This is a genomic window from Paenibacillus sp. BT-177 (genome assembly GCF_025846815.2).
GTDB lineage: Bacteria > Bacillota > Bacilli > Paenibacillales > Paenibacillaceae > Paenibacillus > Paenibacillus polymyxa_C.
In genome coordinates this window covers 177,339-200,583 of record NZ_JAOYTP010000002.1, presented here as the reverse complement: position 1 = coordinate 200,583, position 23,245 = coordinate 177,339, and the positions used below count along the sequence as shown (strand labels likewise).

17 protein-coding genes and 1 tRNA gene are annotated in these 23,245 nt (G+C 45.7%); 16 read left to right on the top strand and 2 right to left on the bottom strand.

The annotated features are described in order from the left end of the window. The first annotated feature begins 30 nt into the window (after window positions 1–30). The gene (locus OIU26_RS07050) at window positions 31–381 is read left to right on the top strand and encodes a hypothetical protein (protein WP_013370077.1); all 351 of its coding nucleotides are present in this window, start codon (window positions 31–33) and stop codon (window positions 379–381) included. A gap of 34 nt (window positions 382–415) precedes the next feature. Here OIU26_RS07050 and OIU26_RS07045 read toward each other — a convergent pair whose 3' ends face one another. After that, a complete protein-coding gene (locus tag OIU26_RS07045) occupies window positions 416–856 on the bottom strand; it encodes a GNAT family N-acetyltransferase (protein ID WP_025676364.1) in 441 nt (146 codons plus the stop codon). Between the two features lie 614 nt (window positions 857–1,470). On the opposite strand from OIU26_RS07045, the gene ilvB reads away from it, so the two are divergent. From ilvB to abc-f, 12 genes are all read left to right on the top strand, one after another. After that, on the top strand, window positions 1,471–3,216 hold the full coding sequence (ilvB, locus tag OIU26_RS07040; protein WP_013370079.1) for a biosynthetic-type acetolactate synthase large subunit: 1,746 nt from the start codon (window positions 1,471–1,473) through the stop codon (window positions 3,214–3,216). Between the two features lies 1 nt (window position 3,217). After that, window positions 3,218–3,703: an acetolactate synthase small subunit gene (gene ilvN / locus OIU26_RS07035; RefSeq protein WP_013370080.1), complete on the top strand. Its 486-nt coding sequence runs from the start codon at window positions 3,218–3,220 to the stop codon at window positions 3,701–3,703. A 163-nt stretch (window positions 3,704–3,866) separates the two neighbouring features. Further along, a complete protein-coding gene (ilvC, locus tag OIU26_RS07030; protein ID WP_013309387.1) occupies window positions 3,867–4,859 on the top strand; it encodes a ketol-acid reductoisomerase in 993 nt (330 codons plus the stop codon). A gap of 124 nt (window positions 4,860–4,983) precedes the next feature. Continuing rightward, a complete protein-coding gene (locus OIU26_RS07025; protein ID WP_264216368.1) occupies window positions 4,984–6,525 on the top strand; it encodes a 2-isopropylmalate synthase in 1,542 nt (513 codons plus the stop codon). 200 nt (window positions 6,526–6,725) lie between these two features. Further along, window positions 6,726–7,802 carry a 3-isopropylmalate dehydrogenase gene (leuB, locus tag OIU26_RS07020; protein WP_044785876.1) on the top strand — a complete coding sequence of 359 codons (1,077 nt, stop codon included), beginning with the start codon at window positions 6,726–6,728 and terminating at the stop codon, window positions 7,800–7,802. 322 nt (window positions 7,803–8,124) lie between these two features. Continuing rightward, window positions 8,125–8,664: a peroxiredoxin gene (locus OIU26_RS07015; protein WP_013370083.1), complete on the top strand. Its 540-nt coding sequence runs from the start codon at window positions 8,125–8,127 to the stop codon at window positions 8,662–8,664. A gap of 259 nt (window positions 8,665–8,923) precedes the next feature. After that, window positions 8,924–9,340, top strand: coding sequence for a hypothetical protein (locus OIU26_RS07010; protein WP_064963921.1), 417 nt, complete (start codon window positions 8,924–8,926; stop codon window positions 9,338–9,340). A gap of 336 nt (window positions 9,341–9,676) precedes the next feature. Continuing rightward, window positions 9,677–10,780 carry an ATP-binding protein gene (locus OIU26_RS07005; RefSeq protein WP_013370087.1) on the top strand — a complete coding sequence of 368 codons (1,104 nt, stop codon included), beginning with the start codon at window positions 9,677–9,679 and terminating at the stop codon, window positions 10,778–10,780. 341 nt (window positions 10,781–11,121) lie between these two features. Then, the gene (locus tag OIU26_RS07000; protein WP_264216367.1) at window positions 11,122–13,263 is read left to right on the top strand and encodes an EAL domain-containing protein; all 2,142 of its coding nucleotides are present in this window, start codon (window positions 11,122–11,124) and stop codon (window positions 13,261–13,263) included. Between the two features lie 107 nt (window positions 13,264–13,370). Then, window positions 13,371–13,441, top strand: a tRNA-Gly gene (locus OIU26_RS06995). A 265-nt stretch (window positions 13,442–13,706) separates the two neighbouring features. Further along, a complete protein-coding gene (locus OIU26_RS06990; protein ID WP_264216366.1) occupies window positions 13,707–14,744 on the top strand; it encodes a pectate lyase in 1,038 nt (345 codons plus the stop codon). Window positions 14,745–15,106: 362 nt separating this feature from the next. Next, window positions 15,107–16,957, top strand: a complete 1,851-nt coding sequence (gene abc-f, locus OIU26_RS06985; protein ID WP_264216365.1) for a ribosomal protection-like ABC-F family protein — start codon at window positions 15,107–15,109, stop codon at window positions 16,955–16,957. A gap of 70 nt (window positions 16,958–17,027) precedes the next feature. Here the strand turns inward: abc-f and OIU26_RS06980 are convergent, their stop codons facing one another. Beyond that, window positions 17,028–17,270: a hypothetical protein gene (locus OIU26_RS06980; protein WP_211189260.1), complete on the bottom strand. Its 243-nt coding sequence runs from the start codon at window positions 17,268–17,270 to the stop codon at window positions 17,028–17,030. A gap of 135 nt (window positions 17,271–17,405) precedes the next feature. Between OIU26_RS06980 and pheS the strand changes: the two genes are divergently transcribed. The 3 genes from pheS to OIU26_RS06965 all read left to right on the top strand — a co-directional run bounded on the left by pheS (window position 17,406) and on the right by OIU26_RS06965 (window position 23,146). After that, on the top strand, window positions 17,406–18,437 hold the full coding sequence (pheS, locus tag OIU26_RS06975) for a phenylalanine--tRNA ligase subunit alpha (protein ID WP_436449032.1): 1,032 nt from the start codon (window positions 17,406–17,408) through the stop codon (window positions 18,435–18,437). 28 nt (window positions 18,438–18,465) lie between these two features. Further along, window positions 18,466–20,913, top strand: a complete 2,448-nt coding sequence (gene pheT / locus OIU26_RS06970; RefSeq protein ID WP_264216364.1) for a phenylalanine--tRNA ligase subunit beta — start codon at window positions 18,466–18,468, stop codon at window positions 20,911–20,913. Between the two features lie 208 nt (window positions 20,914–21,121). Further along, window positions 21,122–23,146: a DNA repair protein gene (locus OIU26_RS06965; RefSeq protein WP_264216363.1), complete on the top strand. Its 2,025-nt coding sequence runs from the start codon at window positions 21,122–21,124 to the stop codon at window positions 23,144–23,146. The last annotated feature ends 99 nt before the right edge of the window (window positions 23,147–23,245 follow it).

The window sequence follows — 23,245 nt, the reverse complement described above, 5'->3', positions numbered from 1 at the left end:
CCATCCGTTGAGAAAGAAGGAGGAAATACGATGAAACAGGCAGTAACCAGAAAGCAGGTGGAGAAGCTTGTCGGCAAAGTCATCTTCGCTACACGTAAGGATGGCTCTCGGGTCAGTGGCAAGCTGATTCGCATTTCAGGTAACCGACTGATTCTCCAACCAAACCGTAAGAAAAAAGTAAACACGAAGGCGATTATTCCTCTGGTGCTTTTTGATTTGCTTGCCATTGGCACAGCTCCATACGTTGGTGCCTACGGTGGCTACGGTCCAGGTTATGGAGGACCAGGCTATGGAGGGCCAGGATATGGTCCACAGTATGGACCGTACACAGACGGGGGCTACCCAGGGGTAGGCTATCCTTTTTACCCTAACTTTTTTTAGTTTTACAAAATCACGACCCTGAAAACCATACTTTTCACAGTGACTTTTCGAGTTCGTGACATCGGCTTAGAGCCACATATCGTAGCATGTGGTATTGATGGCGTAGATAAAAATGGATCCCTCGCACATTGTCTTCGTCCACCATCACTTTAGCCCGCTTGCAACGTCGCAGTCGGCCGTATTGCTCGGCATACTCCAGCAACTTTTTTCCGTATCTTTTACCTTGATGAGCCGAAGAAATTGCGATCAAATCAATGTATAATAGTTCTCCATGCAGCATAACATGAATGAAGCCAACAACCTGTGCATTATCCGGTCTGCAAGCTACAAAAGTGATGCCCCGGTTTAAGCGCCGGGGTAATTCTTTACGTATTTGATCCATTTCTTGGGCACTTAAATGCGATAAGGGGACAAGCTCTTGCTCAATTAGACGGAAGATTATTTTGTCATCTTGGGCGCATCGTTTGCGAATCATAAACGGGCCTCCTTTTTTACCCTTTTAACAAGATATGACTTGGTCTTTGGAGGAGTACAAAATCTCACTGTGCGATCTTTTTTATAATATGCGGGTACCTCTTACAAGCGTGCGACTCAGAGGGGTTTAAGCGGAGAAACATAAATTTTTATGAAATATGGGTATTGACTATCCCAGATGGGGGACATATAATGTGTCTAAACATTTGAAAGAATGACATGAACACAACGGCAATGAAGAGGACGAAGTGATTAGGGCTCTTTTGTTCAGAGAGTGAGGCATTAGCTGCAAGCTTCACCAAAATCCCTTTTTAACGAGCTCACCTTGGAGCTGTTTTCCTGAAAAGTATTTGGGCCCCATGATATTAACGGTGCGCCGAATCGCCTATTAGGGAAAATCGTACGGTCTACGTTACAGACGCCAGATATGGAGATCCTTTGTGATTTCTGTACCTGCCAAGGTTCGATATTGCGAAATATCGGGCAAACACGGGTGGTACCACGGAAGCTACAGCCTTTCGTCCCTCAGTAACAGCAAGTCTGTTCTAGGGATGAAAGGTTTTTTTGTTTTTACAAATGTCAGCTGTATGTAAATTTTGTAAAGGAGGATGACCAATGAGTGCACAAATTCCTGAAGTTAGGTCAACCGATGAATTACGTCAAAAGTGGATGAAGCCTGAGGTGATTACAGGTTCGGAAATTTTACTCCGTAGCCTTTTGCTGGAGGGAGTAGAATGTGTCTTTGGATATCCAGGTGGTGCAGTGCTTTATATCTATGATGCCATGTACGGCTTCAAGGATTTCAAGCATGTCCTCACTCGTCATGAGCAGGGAGCTATTCATGCGGCAGATGGTTATGCACGGGCAAGCGGTAAAGTTGGTGTCTGTATCGCGACTTCCGGACCTGGAGCGACAAACCTGGTAACTGGCATAGCGACAGCTTATATGGATTCGGTGCCGTTGGTGGTCATCACGGGTAATGTTGTATCTTCCCTGATCGGTACAGATGCTTTCCAGGAAGCTGATATCACGGGAATTACAATGCCGATTACGAAACACAGCTATCTGGTGAGAGATGTAGAGGATCTGCCGCGAATCATCCATGAGGCATTTCATATTGCCAATACAGGTAGAAAAGGACCAGTACTGATTGATATTCCGAAGGATGTCTCCGCAGCCCAGACGTTGTTTGTTCCACAGACGGAACCTGTGACCATGCGGGGTTACAACCCGAATGTGTTGCCCAACAAAATTCAACTAGACAAGCTGACTCAAGCTATCGCCGAAGCAGAACGTCCATTCATTCTGGCAGGTGGAGGAGTTGTATACTCCGGTGGACATGAAGCACTTTACGAGTTTGTTCGTAAAACGGAAATTCCGATTGCAACAACATTGCTTGGTTTGGGAGGATTCCCAAGTGGACATGAACTCTGGACAGGGATGCCGGGAATGCACGGAACATACACTTCTAACCAGGCGATTCAACAGTCGGATTTGCTGATCTGTATCGGTGCCCGCTTTGATGATCGGGTGACAGGCAAGTTGGATGGATTTGCTCCTCAAGCCAAAATCGTACACATTGATATCGATCCTGCTGAAATCGGAAAAAATGTTGCCGCGGATATTCCAATCGTAGGCGACGTGAAGGCAGTATTGGAATTGCTGAATCAGGATGTGAAACGCGCGGATCTGGCAGATGCATGGAGAGCGCAAATTCAGCAATGGAAAGCTGCGAAACCTTTTTCTTATAAGGATTCTGAAACAGTGCTTAAACCACAATGGGTTATTGAATTGTTGGATAAAACGACCAAGGGCGGAGCAATCGTTACGACGGACGTAGGACAGCATCAAATGTGGGCAGCACAGTATTACAAATTCAATCAGCCACGTTCATGGGTCACCTCCGGTGGACTGGGTACGATGGGATTCGGTTTCCCTTCTGCCATCGGCGCTCAGATGGCCAATCCCGACAGATTGGTAATATCGATTAACGGAGACGGCGGCATGCAGATGTGTTCGCAGGAATTAGCCATCTGTGCAATCAATAACATTCCGGTCAAAATCGTAATCATCAACAACCAGGTACTTGGAATGGTTCGCCAATGGCAGGAATTGATCTATAACAATCGGTACAGTCACATTGACCTGGCTGGAAGCCCGGATTTTGTGAAACTGGCCGAAGCATACGGTGTCAAAGGACTGCGTGCTACGAATAAGGAAGAAGCACGTCGGGCTTGGCAGGAGGCGCTTGATACACCCGGACCGGTCGTTGTCGAGTTTGTAGTCAGCAAGGAAGAGAATGTATATCCGATGGTGACGCAAGGTTCGACAATTGATCAAATGCTGATGGGGGACGAGTAAAATGACGACAAAAAATACCATTGCTGTACTGGTAAATGATCATCCCGGCGTTTTGCAACGTGTGTCCGGACTGTTTGGTCGCCGTGGCTTCAACATTGAGAGCATAACTGTGGGTCAATCGGAGGAAGTTGGATTATCCCGTATGGTCATTGTGACTGTAGGAGATGAGAACAACCTGGAGCAGATTGAAAAGCAGCTTTACAAGCTGGTTGATGTGATCAAGGTCATCGATCTCAGTTCCAAGCCGATGGTTGCTCGGGAATTGGCAATGATTAAGGTAAAGGCTGAACCGCCTCAGCGACCAGAAATTATGGGCGTGGTAGAAACGTTCAGAGCAGCTGTAATTGATGTTGGAACGACAAGCTTGATTGTTCAGGTCATTGGCGATACTGAAAAAATCGATGCGATGATCGAATTGTTGAAGCCTTACGGTATTCGCGAGTTGACCCGAACCGGGGTTACAGCTATGATACGTGGAAATGCATAATATAAAGCTTTAACGATTTACCGCTTATAGCGCATTACATCATTAAAGAACCGCCCGCATAAGAGCGGGTGCTCGAAGAGATTTTTAGATACCAATCATGAGGCGAAGTCTCTTGGAGTACCCGCTCATTATGAAGGGTCCAATTAAAAGGAGGAAATTAACCATGGCAGTTACAACGTACTACGAAAAAGATGCAGAACTCAGCGTATTGAAAGGAAAAACAGTGGCCGTAATTGGTTACGGTAGCCAAGGACATGCTCAAGCACAAAACTTGCGTGACAGTGGTGTAAATGTTGTTATTGGTTTGCGTGAAGGCAAATCAGCTGATGTCGCAAGAAACGACGGTTTTGAAGTTCTGAACGTAGCTGATGCAACAAGCCGTGCAGATGTGGTTCAAATTTTGTTGCCTGATGAAACTCAAGCTTCTGTCTACAAAAACGAAATCGAACCTAACCTGAAAAAAGGCGCAGCACTTTTGTTCTCCCATGGTTTCAATGTTCATTTTGGACAAATCGTAGCTCCTAAAGATAGCGATGTATTGCTGGTTGCTCCAAAATCCCCAGGACATATGGTACGTCGTACCTATGTGGAAGGGTTTGGTGTACCAGGATTGATCGCAATTGAACAGGACGCAACAGGCCAAGCCAAAGAAATCGGTCTTGCTTACGCAAAAGGCATTGGCTGTACACGTGCAGGCGTAATTGAAACCTCCTTCCGTGAAGAAACGGAGACGGACCTGTTCGGTGAGCAGGCGGTATTGTGTGGCGGTGTGAGCGCACTCGTAAAAGCGGGCTTTGAAACATTGACTGAAGCCGGATATGCTCCTGAGATGGCATACTTCGAATGTTTACATGAGCTTAAGCTGATCGTTGACCTGATGTATGAAGGTGGATTGGCAACAATGCGTGATTCCATCAGTAATACAGCAGAATATGGCGATTATGTAACTGGACCACGTGTGGTAACAGAAGATACGAAGAAAGCCATGAAGGATGTATTGACTGACATTCAACAAGGTAAATTTGCTCGTGACTTCATCCTTGAAAATCAATCTGGACGTGCATTCCTGACGGCTACTCGTCGTAATGAAGCTAACCATCCGATTGAAGTGGTGGGCGGACAATTGCGTGAAATGATGCATTGGATCAAAAAGTAACAACCTTTTGTACTATAAGCTCGACAACATGAATTATTTATAAATATTAATTACAATGCGGCCCTGCTTATTGCGTGAGCCGCATTGTAATTTAAGGGTCCAAATCCTGAGGAGGTGCGTTAGGTTGCGCAAAATATATATATTTGACACAACGTTGAGAGACGGAGAACAGTCACCTGGCGTGAACTTGAATACTCGTGAGAAAGTAGAGATCGCTCATCAGCTGGAAAAGCTGGGAATCGATCGTATGGAGGCTGGGTTCCCGGCTGCTTCTCCGGGTGATCTGGCGGCTGTTAATGCAGTAGCAAAAGCTGTTAAAAATTCAACCGTTATTGGCCTTTCGCGTGCAAGGGAACAGGATATTGATGCGGTTCGCGAGGCGCTTAAGGGAGCACAGGACCCGTGTATCCATATCTTTTTGGCAACCTCTCCAATTCATCGTCAGCATAAGCTGCGGATGGAGAAGGCACAGGTATTGGAAACTGCCCGTGCAGCCATTCGTTATGGATTGAAGTATTTGCCAAAAGTGGAGTTTTCATTGGAGGATGCAGGGCGTACGGAGCTTGATTTTGTGGTTGAAATGGTCACCATGGCTGTACAGGAAGGGGCTTCTGTCGTCAATATTCCAGACACGGTAGGTTACTTAACACCCTACGAATATGGAAATATATTCAAACATATCAAGCAAAATGTGGTCGATGTGGAGAAGATTCAGTTGAGTGCACATTGCCACAATGACTTGGGAATGGCTACTGCTAATACGCTTGCTGCGATCCTGAACGGTGCAGATCAGATCGAGGGGACTATTAACGGTATCGGTGAACGTGCTGGAAACACGGCCATTGAGGAAATCGCCATGGCACTGGAGACGAGACAGGAATTTTTCCAAGCCAAAACGTCTCTGCAACTGTCTGAAATTGCACGCACGAGCCGATTGGTTAGCCGTTTGACGGGGATGGTAGTGCCGGGCAACAAGGCGATCGTGGGTGCTAACGCTTTTGCGCACGAATCAGGTATTCACCAAGACGGCATGCTGAAGGAAAAGACGACCTATGAAATTATGACACCGGAAAGTATCGGTCTGAAAGAAAGCAAGCTGGTACTGGGCAAGCATTCAGGGCGTCATGCTTTCCGGGAGCGTTTGGTTGAGTTGGGCTACGAATTGAACGAAGGAGATTTGAATCGCGCTTTTGGGCAGTTTAAGGATTTGGCTGATAAGAAGAAGGAAGTATCGGACGATGATATCCTGGCATTGCTGGAAGAAAAATTGGCCGATGCACCTGAAGTCTTCAAGCTGGAAACCATTTTCGTAACTTATGGGAACAAGGCTACGCCTTCCGCACAAGTGCGACTGGTTAACGATGAAGGTAAGGTGATTGAGACAGAAGCTGAAGGGAATGGTTCAGTCGATGCGATCTATAACGCGATTGATCAAGCCAGCAGCGAGAGTGTTGTACTTTCTGATTACTCCATTAAATCTGTTACCCATGGCAAGGACGCTCTAGGGGAAGTACATGTGGTGCTGACTCAGAACGGAATATCTGTACAGGGACGTGGGGTAAGCACTGATATTTTGGAAGCAAGTGCACGGGCTTATGTGGATGCACTGAACGGTTTGATTGACAAGCGTAAAAATTACAGCAATCGCGTAGACTATAAATCCTAATTTTATACAGGCCCAAGGAATGAGTATAGACAGGATCGGTATCGGTCCTGTTTTCTTATTCTCTGATGAAAAAATCAGCTTATAGGCTGAGCCTATTGAATTGATAGATTCTATATCTTGGTCAAAGCCCTCCCAAATATGTTACAAAGAAGGTATGAGAAATACGGCTGTATAGCTGTATAACAAGAGGAGTGTACGTGATGGCAGACGTTAAAAAGATTGCAGTAATAGCGGGAGACGGAATCGGACCTGAAGTGGTCGCAGAGGCAGAGAAAATTTTGAAACGTACGGAAGAAGTGTTTGGCCTCTCATTTGAAACAGAGCATGCGCTGTTCGGCGGGATTGCCATTGATAAGAAGGGGACTCCATTGCCGCAAGAAACACTGGCCGTATGTCAATCTGCAGATGCCGTGCTGTTGGGAGCGGTAGGTGGACCACAATGGGACAACAATCCTAAGGAGCTTCGTCCTGAAACCGGATTGCTCGGTATTCGCAAAGAGCTCGGTCTATTTTCAAATCTTCGTCCTGCTGTCGTTTTCGATTGTCTCAAGGACGCGTCTACATTGAAACCAGAGGTATTGGAAGGAACGGACTTGATCGTGGTGCGCGAACTAACGGGCGGTATTTATTTCGGTGAGAAGTACAGACGAGAGAGTGCTCAGGGGGAAGAAGCGGTCGATACTTGTGCATATAATGTAACAGAAGTAGAGCGTATTGTTCGCCAATCTTTCGAAATTGCACAAAAGCGTCGCAAAAAGCTCGCATCGGTGGATAAGGCTAATGTACTGGAAACTTCCCGTTTATGGCGTGAAGTCGTTAACCGGGTCGCTGTAGATTACCCAGATGTCGAGCTTGAGCATGTATTGGTCGATAACTGTGCCATGCAATTGCTGCGTCGTCCATCCAGTTTTGACGTCATTGTAACCGAAAATATGTTTGGTGACATTCTTAGTGATGAAGCAGCTATGCTGACTGGCTCCATCGGTATGCTCTCCTCTGCATCACTGGGAGAAGGCAGCTTCGGTCTGTACGAGCCGGTGCACGGCTCAGCACCTGATATTGCTGGTCAGGGACTGGCGAACCCCATTGCAACGATTTTGTCCGTTGCTTTGATGTTCCGCCTCACCTTCGGGTACGAGAAAGCAGCTGACGCTATTGAGAAGGCGGTAGCTGAGGTACTGGATGCAGGACACCGTACGGCAGATATCGCGGTGGATAAATCACAAGCGATCTCGACAACTCAAATGGGCGATTTGATCGCAGCAGCTATTCGCTAAAGTCCCCAGAAACGTACTTGTTCTGAAAAAAAGCTTCCTATTATATAGTGAGGTTATACAGTATAATTTTACAGCAAATGTTTGACACAGTAGCTCCTGAGTAATCAGGAGCTACTTGCATATCAGAAAGCTCTCAAAATGTGAATGAATTGTGAATTTTTAAGCTAGTTTAAAATAATTATAAAAAAGTAATGGTTACAATGTTGACTTTGATTTCAGCGAATGATAACATTTATCAAGTAGGTGGTTTATTACAATACAGATGATTGAGGAAAACACAATTGGTGTTTTTCTTACATATTTTAAAGGAGGATTTCACATTATGGCAGAAAGATTGGTAGGAAGACCCGCACCTGATTTTGCATTGGAAACAGTATCTGGAGACGGTCAAGAATTTGGCTCGGTGAAACTTTCCGATTACCGTGGCAAGTGGCTCGTATTTTTCTTCTATCCACTGGATTTCACTTTTGTATGCCCAACAGAAATTACAGCATTGAGCGATGCAGCTGACCAATTCAAAGAGCTGGATACTGAAATTTTGGGTATCAGTGTAGACTCCGTGCACAGCCACAAAGCATGGATCAACACAGCTAAAGAAAACAACGGTCTGGGCAAACTGAACTTCCCGTTGGCTTCTGACATCACGAAAAAAACAGCAAGCGACTATGGTGTTCTGATCGAAGAAGAAGGCGTTGCATTGCGCGGCTTGTTCATCATTGATCCAGAAGGCGAACTGAAATATCAAGTGGTTAACCACAACGATGTAGGCCGCAGTGTAGAAGAAACATTGCGTGTACTGCAAGCTTTGCAATCCGGTGGCTTGTGCCCAATGAACTGGAAACCAGGCGATAAAAATCTGTAATATTAGCTTTACAAGTTGAATTTAAACAAGCAAGCCCCCAACAAGCGGTTACTTTACCGTTGTTGGGGGCTTGCTTGCCTGCGCTATACAGCGGAGATATAGGAATAGCCTGTCTGAATCATGTAATAATGAGTGAAGTAACAAATAATTATGGAAATGTTGTTGTGTTCTGGAGGAATTTTGCCTGATGAAAGCGAATAAGGTATTGTAGAAGATAAACAAGGCAGAACAGGTTTTGTTCAGAGGAGGCTGAGCCCGGATGAGTTATTGCTGTGGAGCAAGCATGGTAGGAACCAAGGGAACGCTGAAGCATTACCGCACCCAAGTCCATAATGTTCCTTTGCTGTTTTGCCCGGTATGTCGTCGCATTGAAGTTCATTATAAAGTTGAAAATGAGTATGAAATTTTGGCTGAGTATGCACATGGTGATGGGGCATCCGAGATTGATTTTCAGGATTATGTCATGGAAGACGATGATACGATATTTGAAAACTGTGTAAATCGTGAGAGTGAAGATGCATTTGAAATTGTGAAGCGCCAAATTGACATGTCGCTGGATTTATTGACGGTAGCGAAACAGATGAATGATGAGAAATGGCAGGGAGAGCTTAAGAGAAGACTGGCTGTTATGAGTCAAAGACGATCCCGGCTTCAACATAATAAGAGCGGCAGTTGACATCCTACACACCAAAGAAGCTCTCCAATCTGGAGAGCTTCTTTGGTGTGTAGGGCGCTTATTTTTAACTTATTTTTTTATTTTGTAATGTTGCGCAGATATTATGACGAAAGAAAATAGGATAAAAATGTGGATTCGACACTTTTTCCGATTGACTGTGATCCTTAATCTTGTCTATCATAAAATAAGACTCGAATCGAAAAAAATGGTCGGAGTTGATTGAAACTGTTTTTTACACCATTTGAAGGGTGATCGATAGATGCCTTTCTCTTCTTCAAGAATATTACACGTCCGATACGGCCAGTTTATCATTCCGATACAAGGGGGAAGCCTGGCATGATCAGTGAATTCCAAGAAGCCTTGCTTGATACCGTGGGAGCTTGCCCTTCCACACAGATCGCCAATAATAAGTATGAAAATGTACTGGAGAACCTGGATAGTGGTATCATGCTGTTTGACAGTGACGGGGTACTGACCTTTATTAACGTGCAAATGGCGAGATTACTGGAGCTACCACGTAGTTCGCTCGCGGGTCGCAACCTGATGCAAATTTTGCATCATCCTGAGTTAAGTCGGTTTAAGAAGAAGAAAATTATGCGGATTTATAAAGAAACTATCTTTCATAGAAAGCGCTATCATGAGTTGATTGATGAGTATGGTCGGCATTGGTTGATAACAGTGACCTACGGTGATCAGATGGATGGCGATTTTTTGTTTAGTGTAAAGGATGTGTCGGATTATAAGCAGATTGAGCAGACAGCGTATCAAAATGACAAGCTGGCAATGCTGGGACGTATTTCGGCATCTATCGCCCATGAAATCCGTAACCCGCTTACTGCAATCCGGGGTTTTATTCAATTGCTTCGGCCGCACTTGGTGGAGTTGGGCAGGGATGAGTATGCCCGCATTATTTTAACCGAAATTGATCGTGCGAACGACATTATTTACGAGTTTTTAAATTCGTCCAAGCCTTCGGCTCCGCAAAAAACGGCTGTATCTGTGATGGGACTGTTGAAAGAAGTAGTGATGCTGACAGAAAGCGAGGCGTTGATGAAGGGCTGCCAGATCGCACTGGATGAAAATGATGAACTCATGAAGGTTTCCATTGACGTGAAGCAGATTAAGCAGGTTATCCTCAATATGATTAAAAATGCGATGGATGCCATTGAAAGCATCGGCGGGGAACGAGAGGGATGCATTGATATCCATACCGTGCTTGAGGGCTCTTATGTCCACATTTGTATTGAAGATAACGGATTAGGGATGGATCACAATACATTGGCGCGTTTATTTGATCCTTTTTTTACAACAAAAGAAAGTGGAACCGGCTTGGGATTGGCTGTGAGCTATCGTATTATCAAAAATCATGGAGGCTTCATTCATGTAGACAGTAAGCATGGAAGCGGTACACAATTTAAAATCACACTTCCTGTAGTCTAATATGATGAGATTTTCTCAGAGGGGTCCTGTACATACTATTTCTGTTGTGGTGTGCAGCGTTGGGGTATAGGTATCACCTAATTGAAAAATGTCGTCTGAAGCGCATGATCTGAAAAGATGATGCGCTTTTTTGGTACTGTAAGCTCGTGCATTTGCGCAAATGCGAAAATAAATTCATGAATATAGAACAAAAAAATGATTCACCTTTCACAGATTAAATGCTATTATATACCAGAATACAACATTTTTTTTGATACTATAGACTTAAACAACGGCTTCCAAAGCTGTCAAACGTCTTAGATGATCGGAATCTCCGATATGCAGGGGGCTGAAGAGGCTGAATGAATATACGGCTGGAAGTAAAAAAAACGATAGGCATTGGTATTGCCGCCATAGTTTTGTTTGTCTTAGTTCAGTTATTTCACGTAACTTTGAATAAAATATACTCCTATAATGTATTTTTCTTGTTATATCCGATTATAGGGTTTGCCTGTGCTGCGATTTGTTTTTCTATTTTTTATCAATCCTGGTCCGTTTTGCTGGAACAGTTGACCTGGCAGAGACTTCTTATTGCCCCAACGTTTCTGGTGGCTGGTCTGCTTTACCTTGTTCATATTGTTTCGTTTAGTTTCGTAAGCCTGACGGACTTTGCTTTGTCTCCGGGCATTTCGTTGTGGCTACTATTTGTAAATCGTGCCTTTACCTCTGTTATGCTCCTATTCGTTTGTTCTCTCCCATTTAGAAGGACGAAGTCTGAATACAAAACAGTGGCTTTGTGGGCAGGGATAGGTTGTACGTTGCTGATTCTAGGAGTTATTAAGGCATATGATGCAGGCTTACCAGATCTACGTATACGGTACGAATTAGGTAACCTGGGCTGGACGTTGAATCTGGTTGTCATGTTACTGCTGATGCTTACATTTATTTTTGGAGTACGAAAATACCGAAAAGTCCGCCCTGCGGAGTTGGGCATGTTGCTTATCGTTCGTGGGATTGGGCTGTGTGTTGTGAGCCAGTTATTCTATTTATTTGCTAAGCAAATGAGTGATATCAATCATCTTATAGGACTTTTGACAAACGTAATTGCATTTTATAATCTGTTGAGCGGTCTAGTCCGGCTTATGGTTCTGGTTCCTTATCGGGAAAAACAGGCGGCAGAATCTGAGTTTAATCATATTGCTTATAACGATGATATAACAGGCCTTCCCAATCGCCGTCGTCTTTCCCAGCGCCTGGATAAAATATTGCGCAATTCACTGAAATCTGATGAGACAGTAGCGCTTTTAGTGCTAAATATTGATCGTTTTAAAGCGATTAATGATTCGCTTGGGCATACGGCAGGCAATTATTTGCTGTATGCGGTAGGCGAACGCTTGGGGCATTTTTGCCGTGAGGGGGAAGCTGTCTTTAGCATGGGTGGAGATGAATTTGCCTTTCTTCTAATGGGCTACGAAGATTCAGATGCCATGAGAAATCGTATTGATGATATGGTGAAGCTGTTCGATCAGCCTTTTGATATTAATGGGGAGTCTTATCATGTGATGGTGAGCGTTGGCATAGCTTTGTACCCGTCGGATGCGAATCAGAGCGAACAACTTATTCAGCAGGCGGATACAGCCGTTCATAGTGCCAAGGAGCAAGGAGTGAATTTTCAGCGGTATGCTAGTGCGATGCAGATGCGAGCGCATGAAAGGCTCCAGCTGGAGAATGATTTGCGGCGAGCGCTTGAAAATGAAGAATTTTCATTGGTGTATCAGCCACGCGTCCATCTGCAAAGTGGCGAGCTAACGAGTTTGGAAGCGCTGGTGCGTTGGAATCATCCTCATCGCGGGATGGTGATGCCGGGTGATTTTATTCCAGTAGCTGAAGAAAGTGGCCTGATCGTGCCCCTGGGGGAATGGGTGTTGCGTGAGGCGTGTCTCCAAAATAAGCAGTGGCAGGAGCTAGGGTATCCATCGATCCCGATTTCGGTCAATTTATCCATGCGCCAATTCCAGCAAAAAAAACTGGTGGATGTAATTCGGGGCATTTTGGCCTATACGGGACTGGAGCCACGCTATTTAGAACTGGAGATTACTGAGAGTATGACTTTTGATAAGGACCGGGCTTTTGAACAGTTGAAAAAAATAAAGGCTATTGGTGTTGCAATCAGTATTGATGATTTTGGAACGGGTTATAGCTCATTGCATTATTTGAAGAATCTTCCGATTGATCGTCTTAAAATTGACCGTTCCTTTGTAAATGAGGTGCTGGTTGACAGCAAAAATGCGGCCATTGTATCTACCATTGCCTCTATGGCTCACCATTTGAAGCTGAAGGTTACGGCTGAAGGGGTGGAAAATGAGGAGCAGCTTCAATTTTTGCAGGCGCAGGATTGCCATGAAGGGCAGGGGTATTATTTTAGCCGCCCCATTCCGGCAGAAGTTTTTGAAAAATTGTTTTTACGTAAACCTGTCAATTGGCTGGTTCAGGATGGTATGTAGTATGCTTGCATTTTGTGGAAAGATAAGTTATACTGAATAACATCCTGATTCAGTTGGTTGACGAGAGCTTAAGTGTGTCATACATATGGATCAAGATGTTATATAATGCGGGTGTAGTTCAATGGTAGAACTTCAGCCTTCCAAGCTGATAGCGTGGGTTCGATTCCCATCACCCGCTTACGACTTTAAAAATTCCGAAACCCTTGTAAATTCAAGGGTTTCTATTTTGTTTTTAATAAGAATATATTTTAGCCGGGTTACCAATGGGGAATCCCGGCTTTTTTGCGTTCCTACGAACTATTTTCACGCTGTTAAATAATATAATTTAAATATTTCTCTTATATGCTATAAATAAACAGATAAAAAGAACTATTTACCATTTTGCAAAAAAAGTATAGTCTCGTAATTGGAATTTAATATAAAAGAAGGATGGTGTAGCTGCGATGAGAAAAATCTCTTTTCTTTTAGCTTTGGCCTTTGTGCTTTTTACCTTTTCAGCAAGTGCTACGTTCGCTGCGACTGATTTCCCAAATACGTCGACGAATGGCATGATTGGTTTTGCTGGACAGGCTAAAAGCGAAACAGGAGCTTCAAAGCCTGCTACAACAGGGGGCAAAAATGGTCAGGTCATCTATATCAATAATCTAAACGAATTGAAAAATCAGCTAGGGGATTCAACTCCCAAAATTCTGGTCATCGAAAAGAATATTTCTGCTTCTTCTAAAACCGTGGTCAATATCGGTTCTAACAAATCTCTAATCGGCTCTTATGCGCAAAATAAGCTAGTCAATATTCATTTGAAAACAACAGCTAACTCGGGAAATGTGATCTTTCAAAATTTAACTTTTGAGCACAGTGCCAGTATTAATGGTAACGATGATATCCAGCTATATCTTACTGCAGGTACAAATTATTGGATTGATCATGTTACTTTTGCAGGTCATAATTATAATGCAAATGGCTCGGATTTGGACAAACTTTTGTACATAGGACAATCGGCTGATTATGTAACCATTAGCAACTCCAAATTTTCGAATCATAAATATGGCCTTATTCTGGGTTATCCAGATGACAGCAATAAAAATTATGACCGCATGCCCCATATTACAATTGCCAATAATTATTTTGAAAACTTACTTGTACGCGGTCCAGGTCTGATGAGATATGGATATTTCCATGTGAAAAATAATTATATTAATAATTTTCAGTTGGCTTACACAATAGCAACCAATGCACGAATTTATTCCGAGAATAATTATTTTGGAAAAGGTAGTGAAAAGGGCGGTATTCTGGATGATAAAGCCAATGGTGAATTCAAAGATGTAGGTAGTTTTCCAGCCATCACTAACCAAAAATCGCCTGTGACCCGATGGAACCCGAGCAAGAACTACAGCTATCAAGTTCAAACTCCTGAATATACTAAAGAGTTCGTAACTAAGTATGCAGGTTCGTCCAATACAACTTTGGTCTTTGGAAAATAAAGCGGGTATTGGAAAATATGCTGTGGTCTGCTATACTGACTGCAAGTAAGTATCCCATGAAAAGGAAGGTAACCATACGTCCGATGAAGTAAGCACACTGATTTTCCCACTTAACTGCACGTTACTGGCAGGCGGCTGCAAGCTGCAACGGGAGAAGTGTGTCTGAAATGAAAGTAGGGACGTATGCGTTGAAGATCCGTAACGAGATTTTCTTTTTCGTTCGCGGTGTTATTTTTCATAGGTGTATGTTCTGAAACCATTCATAACAGTCATTCTATATTCCTGTATGCAAGCCGCAGCCTTCTGCGGCTTTTTTTGTTGCTTCCGGTATAAAAACCGGACCGGGAAAGGATGATCGTGGTATGAAAACCATTTTACGGGTTCGCAATATAGTCAAGGAATGGAACGGGACATCTTTATTTGAGAATGTGTCGTTGGACGTGACGGAAGGAGAACGGCTCGCGTTGTTTGGAAGAAATGGGGCCGGTAAAACGACGTTGCTACGAATATTGCTGGGAGATGAAGCGCCAACCTCCGGTCAAGTAGAGTATGATTTGCCGCTGGAAGAGCACGGCTGGCTGAAGCAACAGGATACGGTGGATGGGTCTCGAACCGCACTGGAGACCGCACAGCAGGCCAGCCCTAAGCACTGGGATCTCAAGCAAGAGTTGGGACAGCTGGAAGCTGATCTAGCCGATCCTGAAAAGGACATGGAGCATCATCTGGAGCGTTACGGCGAGCTGATGGATGAATATGAGCGTCTGCAAGGCTTTGCCTGGGAGTCTGAGGTGGAAAAGGCGCTCACCCGAAAGGGGATGCCTGCACAGACGTGGTCCATTGCTTATAGTGATCTAAGTGGTGGACAGAAGACAAGAGTACGACTGGCTGGACTGATGGTCAGGCAGCCGAAGTTGCTGGTGCTGGATGAGCCAACCAACCATTTGGATGCCGAAAGCTTGCTCTGGCTGGAGCAGTGGCTATCCACGTATCCTGGAACACTGTTGTTTGTATCGCATGACAGAGCCTTTTTGGATCAGGTGGCCACGAGTATAGTCGAGCTTACATCCACAGGTATTGGGCGCTATAAAGGCGGTTATAAGGAATATAAAGCACAAAAGGAGCGGGAACAACGAGAGCAGGAGGCGAGCTATCGGAAGCAGGAACTGGCGAGACAGGCGCTGGAGGAAACGATTCGAAATTACAGGGAATGGTTTCACCAGGCACATCGTAGCGCATCCAAAGTCGAAGTGGCTATTACACAGAGCTTCTATAAGGCCAAGGCTAAAAAAAATATCTCCCGTTATCATGCGAAAGAGAAGGAACTGGAGCGACTGGAGGCTAACAGGGTAGAACAACCACGTGAAGCTCCGTCTTTGCACATGAAATTAAGTGATAGCGGTTTTCAGGCTAAATATTTGCTGCGTACTGAACAGGTTGACTTTAGCTACGACGACCATGTCATTGTGAAAAATCTAAATCTGAACGTTGCACGTGGGGAACGTTTGGCTGTTCGGGGACCCAATGGAATTGGCAAAACCACGCTGCTTCGGTTATTAACAGGTCAGCTCGAACCGCAGATGGGGACAATTACAGCCAACCCACAGTTGAACATCGGATATTTTTCACAGGAGCTGGAGCAGCTTCCAGAGGATCAGACGTTGCTCGACAGTCTGCTTGCGCTCCCTACAATGACCCAAACAGAAGCGAGAACGGTGCTGGGCTGTTTTCTATTTGCCAAAGAGGACGTATTCAAAAGGATCGGAACGCTCAGTATGGGAGAAAAATGCAGGGTAGCTTTTCTGCGTCTGTACTTTAGTGGAGCCAATCTGCTGGTGCTGGATGAACCGACGAATTACTTTGACATTGAAACCCGTGAAATTGTAGAGGATTCTTTACGCCGATATGATGGGGCGTTGGTACTCGTCTCGCATGACCGGGAGCTGGTGCGTTGTACGGCAACTCGGTTACTCGATATGAAGCCGGGCGGCGGATATGAAATCTATGAAGGGACGGCCGACGAAAAACAAGAAGATGAACGGAACCGTATCCGAGAGCCTAAGGATCAGCAGGAGCGGGAGGAACGTCTTCGATTACAGTTGCGTCTTACCGAACTGATGGGAATGACGGGGACGAGTGAAGAAAATGAGGAGCTCTTGAGCGACATCAGGCGCATTCGTGCCAAGCTGGATCAGTTAAATGATCCCGATATCTGAAGGAATGAAATATAGGCGCTGCTTGCCAAAGTGCAGTAGTTTGCATATAATAATGAACAATAGTTCGTATTTAGAAAATGTCTTGATGGAGAAGAGTAGGCAGTGTCCGATTGAACAGGGAGGAAGCGCCGTAGGATTGAGAGCGTTTCTGCAAATATTGGGCTGTTGAAGTTCGCTCCGGAGCAGTTCCTTGAACCTCAAGCGTCATGTAAATGGCGGTTGTGCAAGTAGGGGATACCGGTTCACGACCGTTACAACGTGCAGAGCGAGATGATGATGCATAGCATGAATGAACCCCCGTACTGATTGCCACAAAGCAACGCATCGGGTAGCTAACTTCATTGTCTAACGAGGGTGGTACCACGGTCTTTTCGTCCCTTTTCGGGAGAAAAGACCTTTTTTTTGTTGTCTGAAAAGCTGGATATGAAGAAAGGGGACTGAACAGGCGATGAGCGAAACCATCCAAATGAAGGAACATCTGCTGGCCTTGAAGGAAGAAGCACTGGAAGTATTGGAGAAGGTGGCAACACCCAAGGAGCTGGCTGATCTACGAGTTAAATATTCGGGTAAAAAGGGTGCACTGACCGAAATTTTGCGCGGTATGGGCAAGCTCAGCGCGGAAGAGCGTCCAGTTGTTGGCCAGGTAGCCAATGAGGTGCGCGAGGCGATTGAAGAGGTCGTTAACCGTAAGCAGGACGAGTTCACGAAAGCAGAAACGAATGAGCGCTTGCAAGCAGAAAAAATCGACGTTACCTTGCCTGGACGCGCAATGCCGCAAGGCGGGCTCCACCCACTTAACAAAGTGATCGAGCAAATCGAGGATATTTTTACAGGTATGGGATATCGAGTGGCTGAGGGGCCGCAGGCAGAGACCGATTACTATAACTTCGAAGCATTGAATCTGCCTAAAAACCACCCGGCACGCGATATGCAGGATTCATTTTACCTGACCGAGGATCTGTTGATGCGTACTCATACGTCACCAGTTCAGATTCGCGCGATGGAGGCGATGAAGGGTGAAACGCCTATTAAGGTGATTTGTCCGGGTACGGTATTCCGACGTGATGATGACGATGCAACGCATTCCTTCCAATTCCACCAAATTGAAGGCCTTGTGATTGGAAAAGACATTCGTATGAGTGACTTGAAAGGAACCTTGCTGCAATTTGCACGCGAAATGTTCGGGGAATCGACCGAAATCCGCTTGCGTCCAAGCTTCTTTCCGTTCACCGAGCCAAGTGCTGAAGTAGACGTGACTTTTGTGAAGAAAAACGGCGAGCGCGTGTGGATTGAAATTTTAGGCTGTGGTATGGTGCATCCGAAAGTGCTGGAAATGGGTGGTTTTGATCCCGAGATATACAGTGGCTTTGCATTCGGTATGGGTGTAGAACGGATTGCCATTTTGAAATACGGCATTGATGATATTCGCCATTTTTATAACAGCGATCTGTCGTTCTTGAAGCAGTTTGCGCGTCAATAAACAACTATATCAAGGGAAGTGAACCCATATGAAAGTATCATTCGAGTGGCTGTCCGAGTATGTATCACTGGATCAAGTGAGTGCGGAGGACCTAGCAGAAAAAATCACCCGTTCGGGCATTGAAATTGATGAAGTCGAACATCGTAACCAAGGAATTACTGGCGTCGTTGTAGGCTATGTCAAAAGCAAAGAAAAGCACCCAGATGCGGATAAGCTGAATGTGTGTATTGTCGATGCGGGTCAGGGAGAAGACTTGCAAATTGTGTGTGGTGCCAAGAACGTGGATGCAGGTCAAAAGGTTCCTGTTGCAGTTGTAGGTGCCAAGCTGCCAGGAGATTTTCATATTAAAAAGGCCAAGCTGCGTGGTGTTGTGTCCATGGGCATGATCTGCTCGGCCAAAGAACTGGGCATGAATGATAAGCTATTGCCAAAAGAATTGCAGGAAGGCATTTTGGTGCTGCCAGAAGATGCTGAAATTGGTACGCCAATTACGAAGCTGCTTGCCCTGGATGACCAGGTGCTGGATTTTGATTTGACACCCAACCGTTCGGATTGCCTGAGCATGCATGGAGCCGCTTATGAAGTGAGTGCTATTTTAGGACGTGACATTTCGCTGGCTGACCCCGCTAAGGATCTGGTGGAAATTAGCGATGCAGCGGCAGATCATCTGTCCGTAAAGGTAGATACTCCTGAACTGTGTACGCACTATGCAGCGCGTTATATCACAGGTGTAAAGGTGGGGCCTTCCCCGTTATGGATTCAAAATCGTCTGATGGCGGCAGGTGTTCGTCCGATTAACAATATCGTAGATATTACGAACTACGTTATGCTGGAATACGGCCAGCCGTTGCATGCTTTTGATGCGGATAAGCTGGAAAATGGAAATATTGAGGTTCGGCTTGCTCGTACAGGCGAAACTTTGATTACACTTGACGATCAGGAACGTAAGCTGGAACCGCATATGCTGCTGATTACGGACGGCGTGAAGCCGATTGCATTAGCAGGCGTAATGGGCGGAGCCAACTCTGAGGTTACGGATGCGACGATTAGCATCGCGTTGGAATCTGCGAAGTTTGACGGCGGTACCGTTCGTAAAACATCACGTCAACTGGGACTGCGCTCGGAAGCAAGTCTGCGTTTTGAAAAAGAGGTTGATCCAGGAGCTGTTATACCTGCTGTAAATCGTGCAGCTGCGCTGATTCAGCGTTATGCAGGGGGCACTGTACACCAGGGCATCGTAGAGTCTGCTTCTGCAAAAGCTGAAAATCATATTATCAAGCTGTCGCTAGATAAAATAAATCGATATTTGGGAACCGAACTGTCACTGCTTGAGGTGAAGACGATTTTTGGTAGACTTCATTTCGGATGCGGCGACACAGAGCCAGGGGTGCTGGAAGTTGAAGTACCTACACGCCGTGGAGATATTACCATTGATGTGGACTTAATCGAAGAAGTAGCACGTCTGTATGGTTACGATAATATCCCAACCACGCCGATTGAAGGTCCAACAACTCCAGGAGCTTTGACGGCATCGCAATCTCTGCGTCGCTCCTTGCGCAGATTGCTGGCTCATGGTGGCTGGCAGGAGACGATCAGTTACTCTTTTGTACATCCGCAAAGCACGGCTTTGTTTAACGCTCTAACAGAAGGCAGCCATCCGGTACGTTTGGCTATGCCTATGAGTGAAGATCGTAGTGTGTTGCGTACAAGTATCATTCCGCAGATGCTGGATACAGCGGTGTACAACATGAATCGGAAGCAAGATAATCTGGCGATTTTTGAGATGGGAACTGTATTCTATACAGAAGAGCAAACATTAACCCGCCAGCCGCAGGAAATTCAAGTGCTGAGTCTGCTGCTGACTGGAGTGCGCCGTGAAAAACAATGGAACATCGGAGCCGAAAAGGTCGATTTCTTTGATATTAAAGGTACGCTTGAAACAGTGTTCGACTATTTTGGACTAAGTGCCAGCATTCGTTATGTGGCTGACCAGCCGCAAAGCTACCACCCAGGACGTTCCGCTTCGGTATGGCTGGATGCGAACGGAAACTCCCAACGGATCGGTACAGTTGGGCAGATTCATCCTGAACTGCAACAGTCCTATGGGCTGAACGATACGTATGTAGCTGAAATCGCGTTGCAACAGCTCGTTGAGCACGCAAACTCCCATATTCAGTTCAGAGAGCTGGCTCGCTTCCCGTCCGTGGAACGTGACATTGCCCTCGTGGTGAATAAAGACGTTGAGGCAGGTGAACTGCTTCGTGTTATTCACGCTGCAGGCGGAGAACTGTTGCAGGATGCACGGGTGTTTGATGTATTTACAGGCAGCAAGCTTGGTGAAGACAAGAAGAGCGTAGCTATTTCCCTGACCTATCGTCATTGGGAGCATACGTTGACGGATGAAGAGATTAATGCGGCGCATTCTCCTGTCGTTACGTCTCTAGAACAAACTTTTGGAGCGGAATTGAGAAAGTAGCAGGAAATGCGGGAAGCCGTATCGAATCTTAGTGACAGAGGTTCGATACGGCTTTTTGGCCTATCATCATAGAAGCTCTCTACTCTGATATTCACCCGCTGCGGGGAAGCCGGACTAATAAGGTTGAACGCTTCACGGAAGGCGGGTTACCCTAGTACCGGACACACCTTAGAATCAACATACAGTAGTATTGAAGGAGGGCATAATTGTGACTACACCAGATCGTACTCGCGTCACTGTAGAGATCTACGGTACTTCTTATAAACTTGTCGGCAGTAATAGTGATTATATGAAGCAGGTTGCCAATTACGTAGATGAACGTATGCACAGCATTTCTCAAGCTCATTCGCGTCTGGATATGCCCCGAATTGCCGTGCTGGCTGCGGTTCATATGGCTGAAGAAGCTGTACAAATTCAGGAGATCCAGAGCCATATGAACCGCTTGGCAGCGGAACGGGCGGAGCTCCGGGGAGATCTGGCCCAACTCCAGACGGCTCTAGGGGAACAACAGCAGAAAAATACAGATATGCATCAAGCCCTCGTTCAATTGAGGGAAGAAAAAGAAACGACGCAGAAAAAGCTGGTGGAGACTGAATCTGTGTCAGCCAAGGAAATTGCCGAACTAAGGGCAAAGCTTGAACAGCAGGAGAAAAAAGCGACTGAACTTGAAAATGCACAAAAACAAGCTAAGCGTGAATTGGAAGAATCTCGCCAAGAAGCTTCTCGTAAGCTGAAAGAGCAGCAAGAGGCTGCGAATGCGCGTGTCCGGCAGACAGAAGAGCAGTTGAAGAAGGAAATAGTCGAAGCGGCTAAACAAGCTGAAGCTAAGCTTTCCGCTGCGGAAAAGGCTCATCAGGAGCGAAATCGCACTGAGCTAGACAAGCTGCGATCTGCTTTGCAGCAAGAGCATAGCCAGAAGATAAGCGAATGGCAGATCAAGTGCTCCGGGCTGAATGAACAGCTGGAGCAGGAACGTAAACAGGCTGAATTGGCTCTAAATGAGCAAAAGCTCCAGCATGAGGAAGCACAGAAACGTGCCGAGGAAGCTGCACTGGAGCAGGAGATTCGGATGGAGGAGCTTCAGGAGCAATTAGAACAAGTACAGGCTGGTAGTGCAGAGCTTTCTTCTCGTTTGAAGGAGGCTCAAGAGCAAGCTACAGCATTGGAGCAACAACAGTCCGAACTGGAGGCTGAGCTGCAAGCACAGCAACAGGCGGCAACAGAGCGGGAGCAGGCAGATACGCTTGCGCGTGAAGAACTGCAAAACAGATATGATCAATTGCTGGATGAAGCCAAGGCTACGCAGCAGCAGGCGGCTAAGCTGGAGGAAGAGCAGCGCCGGATGCAGAAGCTGCTGGAGCAAGCTCATGTATCTTCTCGCAAGCTGCAAAGCGAGCTGGCTACGCTCGCTGAAAGTGAGAAGTCATGGAAGAAGCTTGCAGAAGAACGTCAATTGGCAGCCGACGAGTTGGAGCTTTCCCTGCTGGAAGCGCGTGAACAGAAGGAAGCAATAGAGCAACAACTACAGCAGACTGTGACTGAGGTTGAAGCTGCTAATGATAAATATTCTTCACAGCAGCAACGTCTAGTTCAACTTGAAGCGAAGATCAAGGAGCTATCGCCTGAGCTGATTCGCGTTCAGGACGAGCTTGAGAAAGCCAAAGTCCGAGAGCAAGAGGGCGCGAAGGCGTATCAATCGCTTCAGGAGCAATATGGAAGCATGAAGAGCCGAGCTGGACAGCTGGAGCAACATATTAAGCAACTCCAGCAGGAAAATCATGATCGGCAAAGTGAACTGGAACGTGCTGAGAAGGCATCTGTGGAGTGGCAGCTGAAATATGATCAGTTGAAGGATGAAGCGGAACGTCTGGAAGCTGAAGATGCTGCCCGTAAGGAAGAATTTGCTTCTTGGGAACGGGAGATAGCGGTAACGATTGAACAAAAGGAACAACTTCAGGAAGAGATTCGTTCTGCAGTTGAAGCTGCCAACACCGCAAAGGCAGAACAGCAGTCCATAGAGCAGGAACGGATGGCCTTGCAGTCTGAATTAGACGAAGTGGGTCAAAAATATGAAATGGCAGCTCATCAGCTTCGTTTATTACAAGTACAACAGGATGTAGACCGAGAAAATGCAGAGAAGATTTCGACTGAATTACGTCAACTAAAGGAAGAATACACCAAGCTTCAAACCGAGTATAATGAATGGATTGAACTTATCGAACAGGATCAGTAGATACGGATTATAATTGTAAGGCAATCCCCGGCTGCTCATGGCCGGGGATTGTTTGTTTATGGATCGCTAAGAAGTGTAAGTGACAAAAAGCTGTCCTTT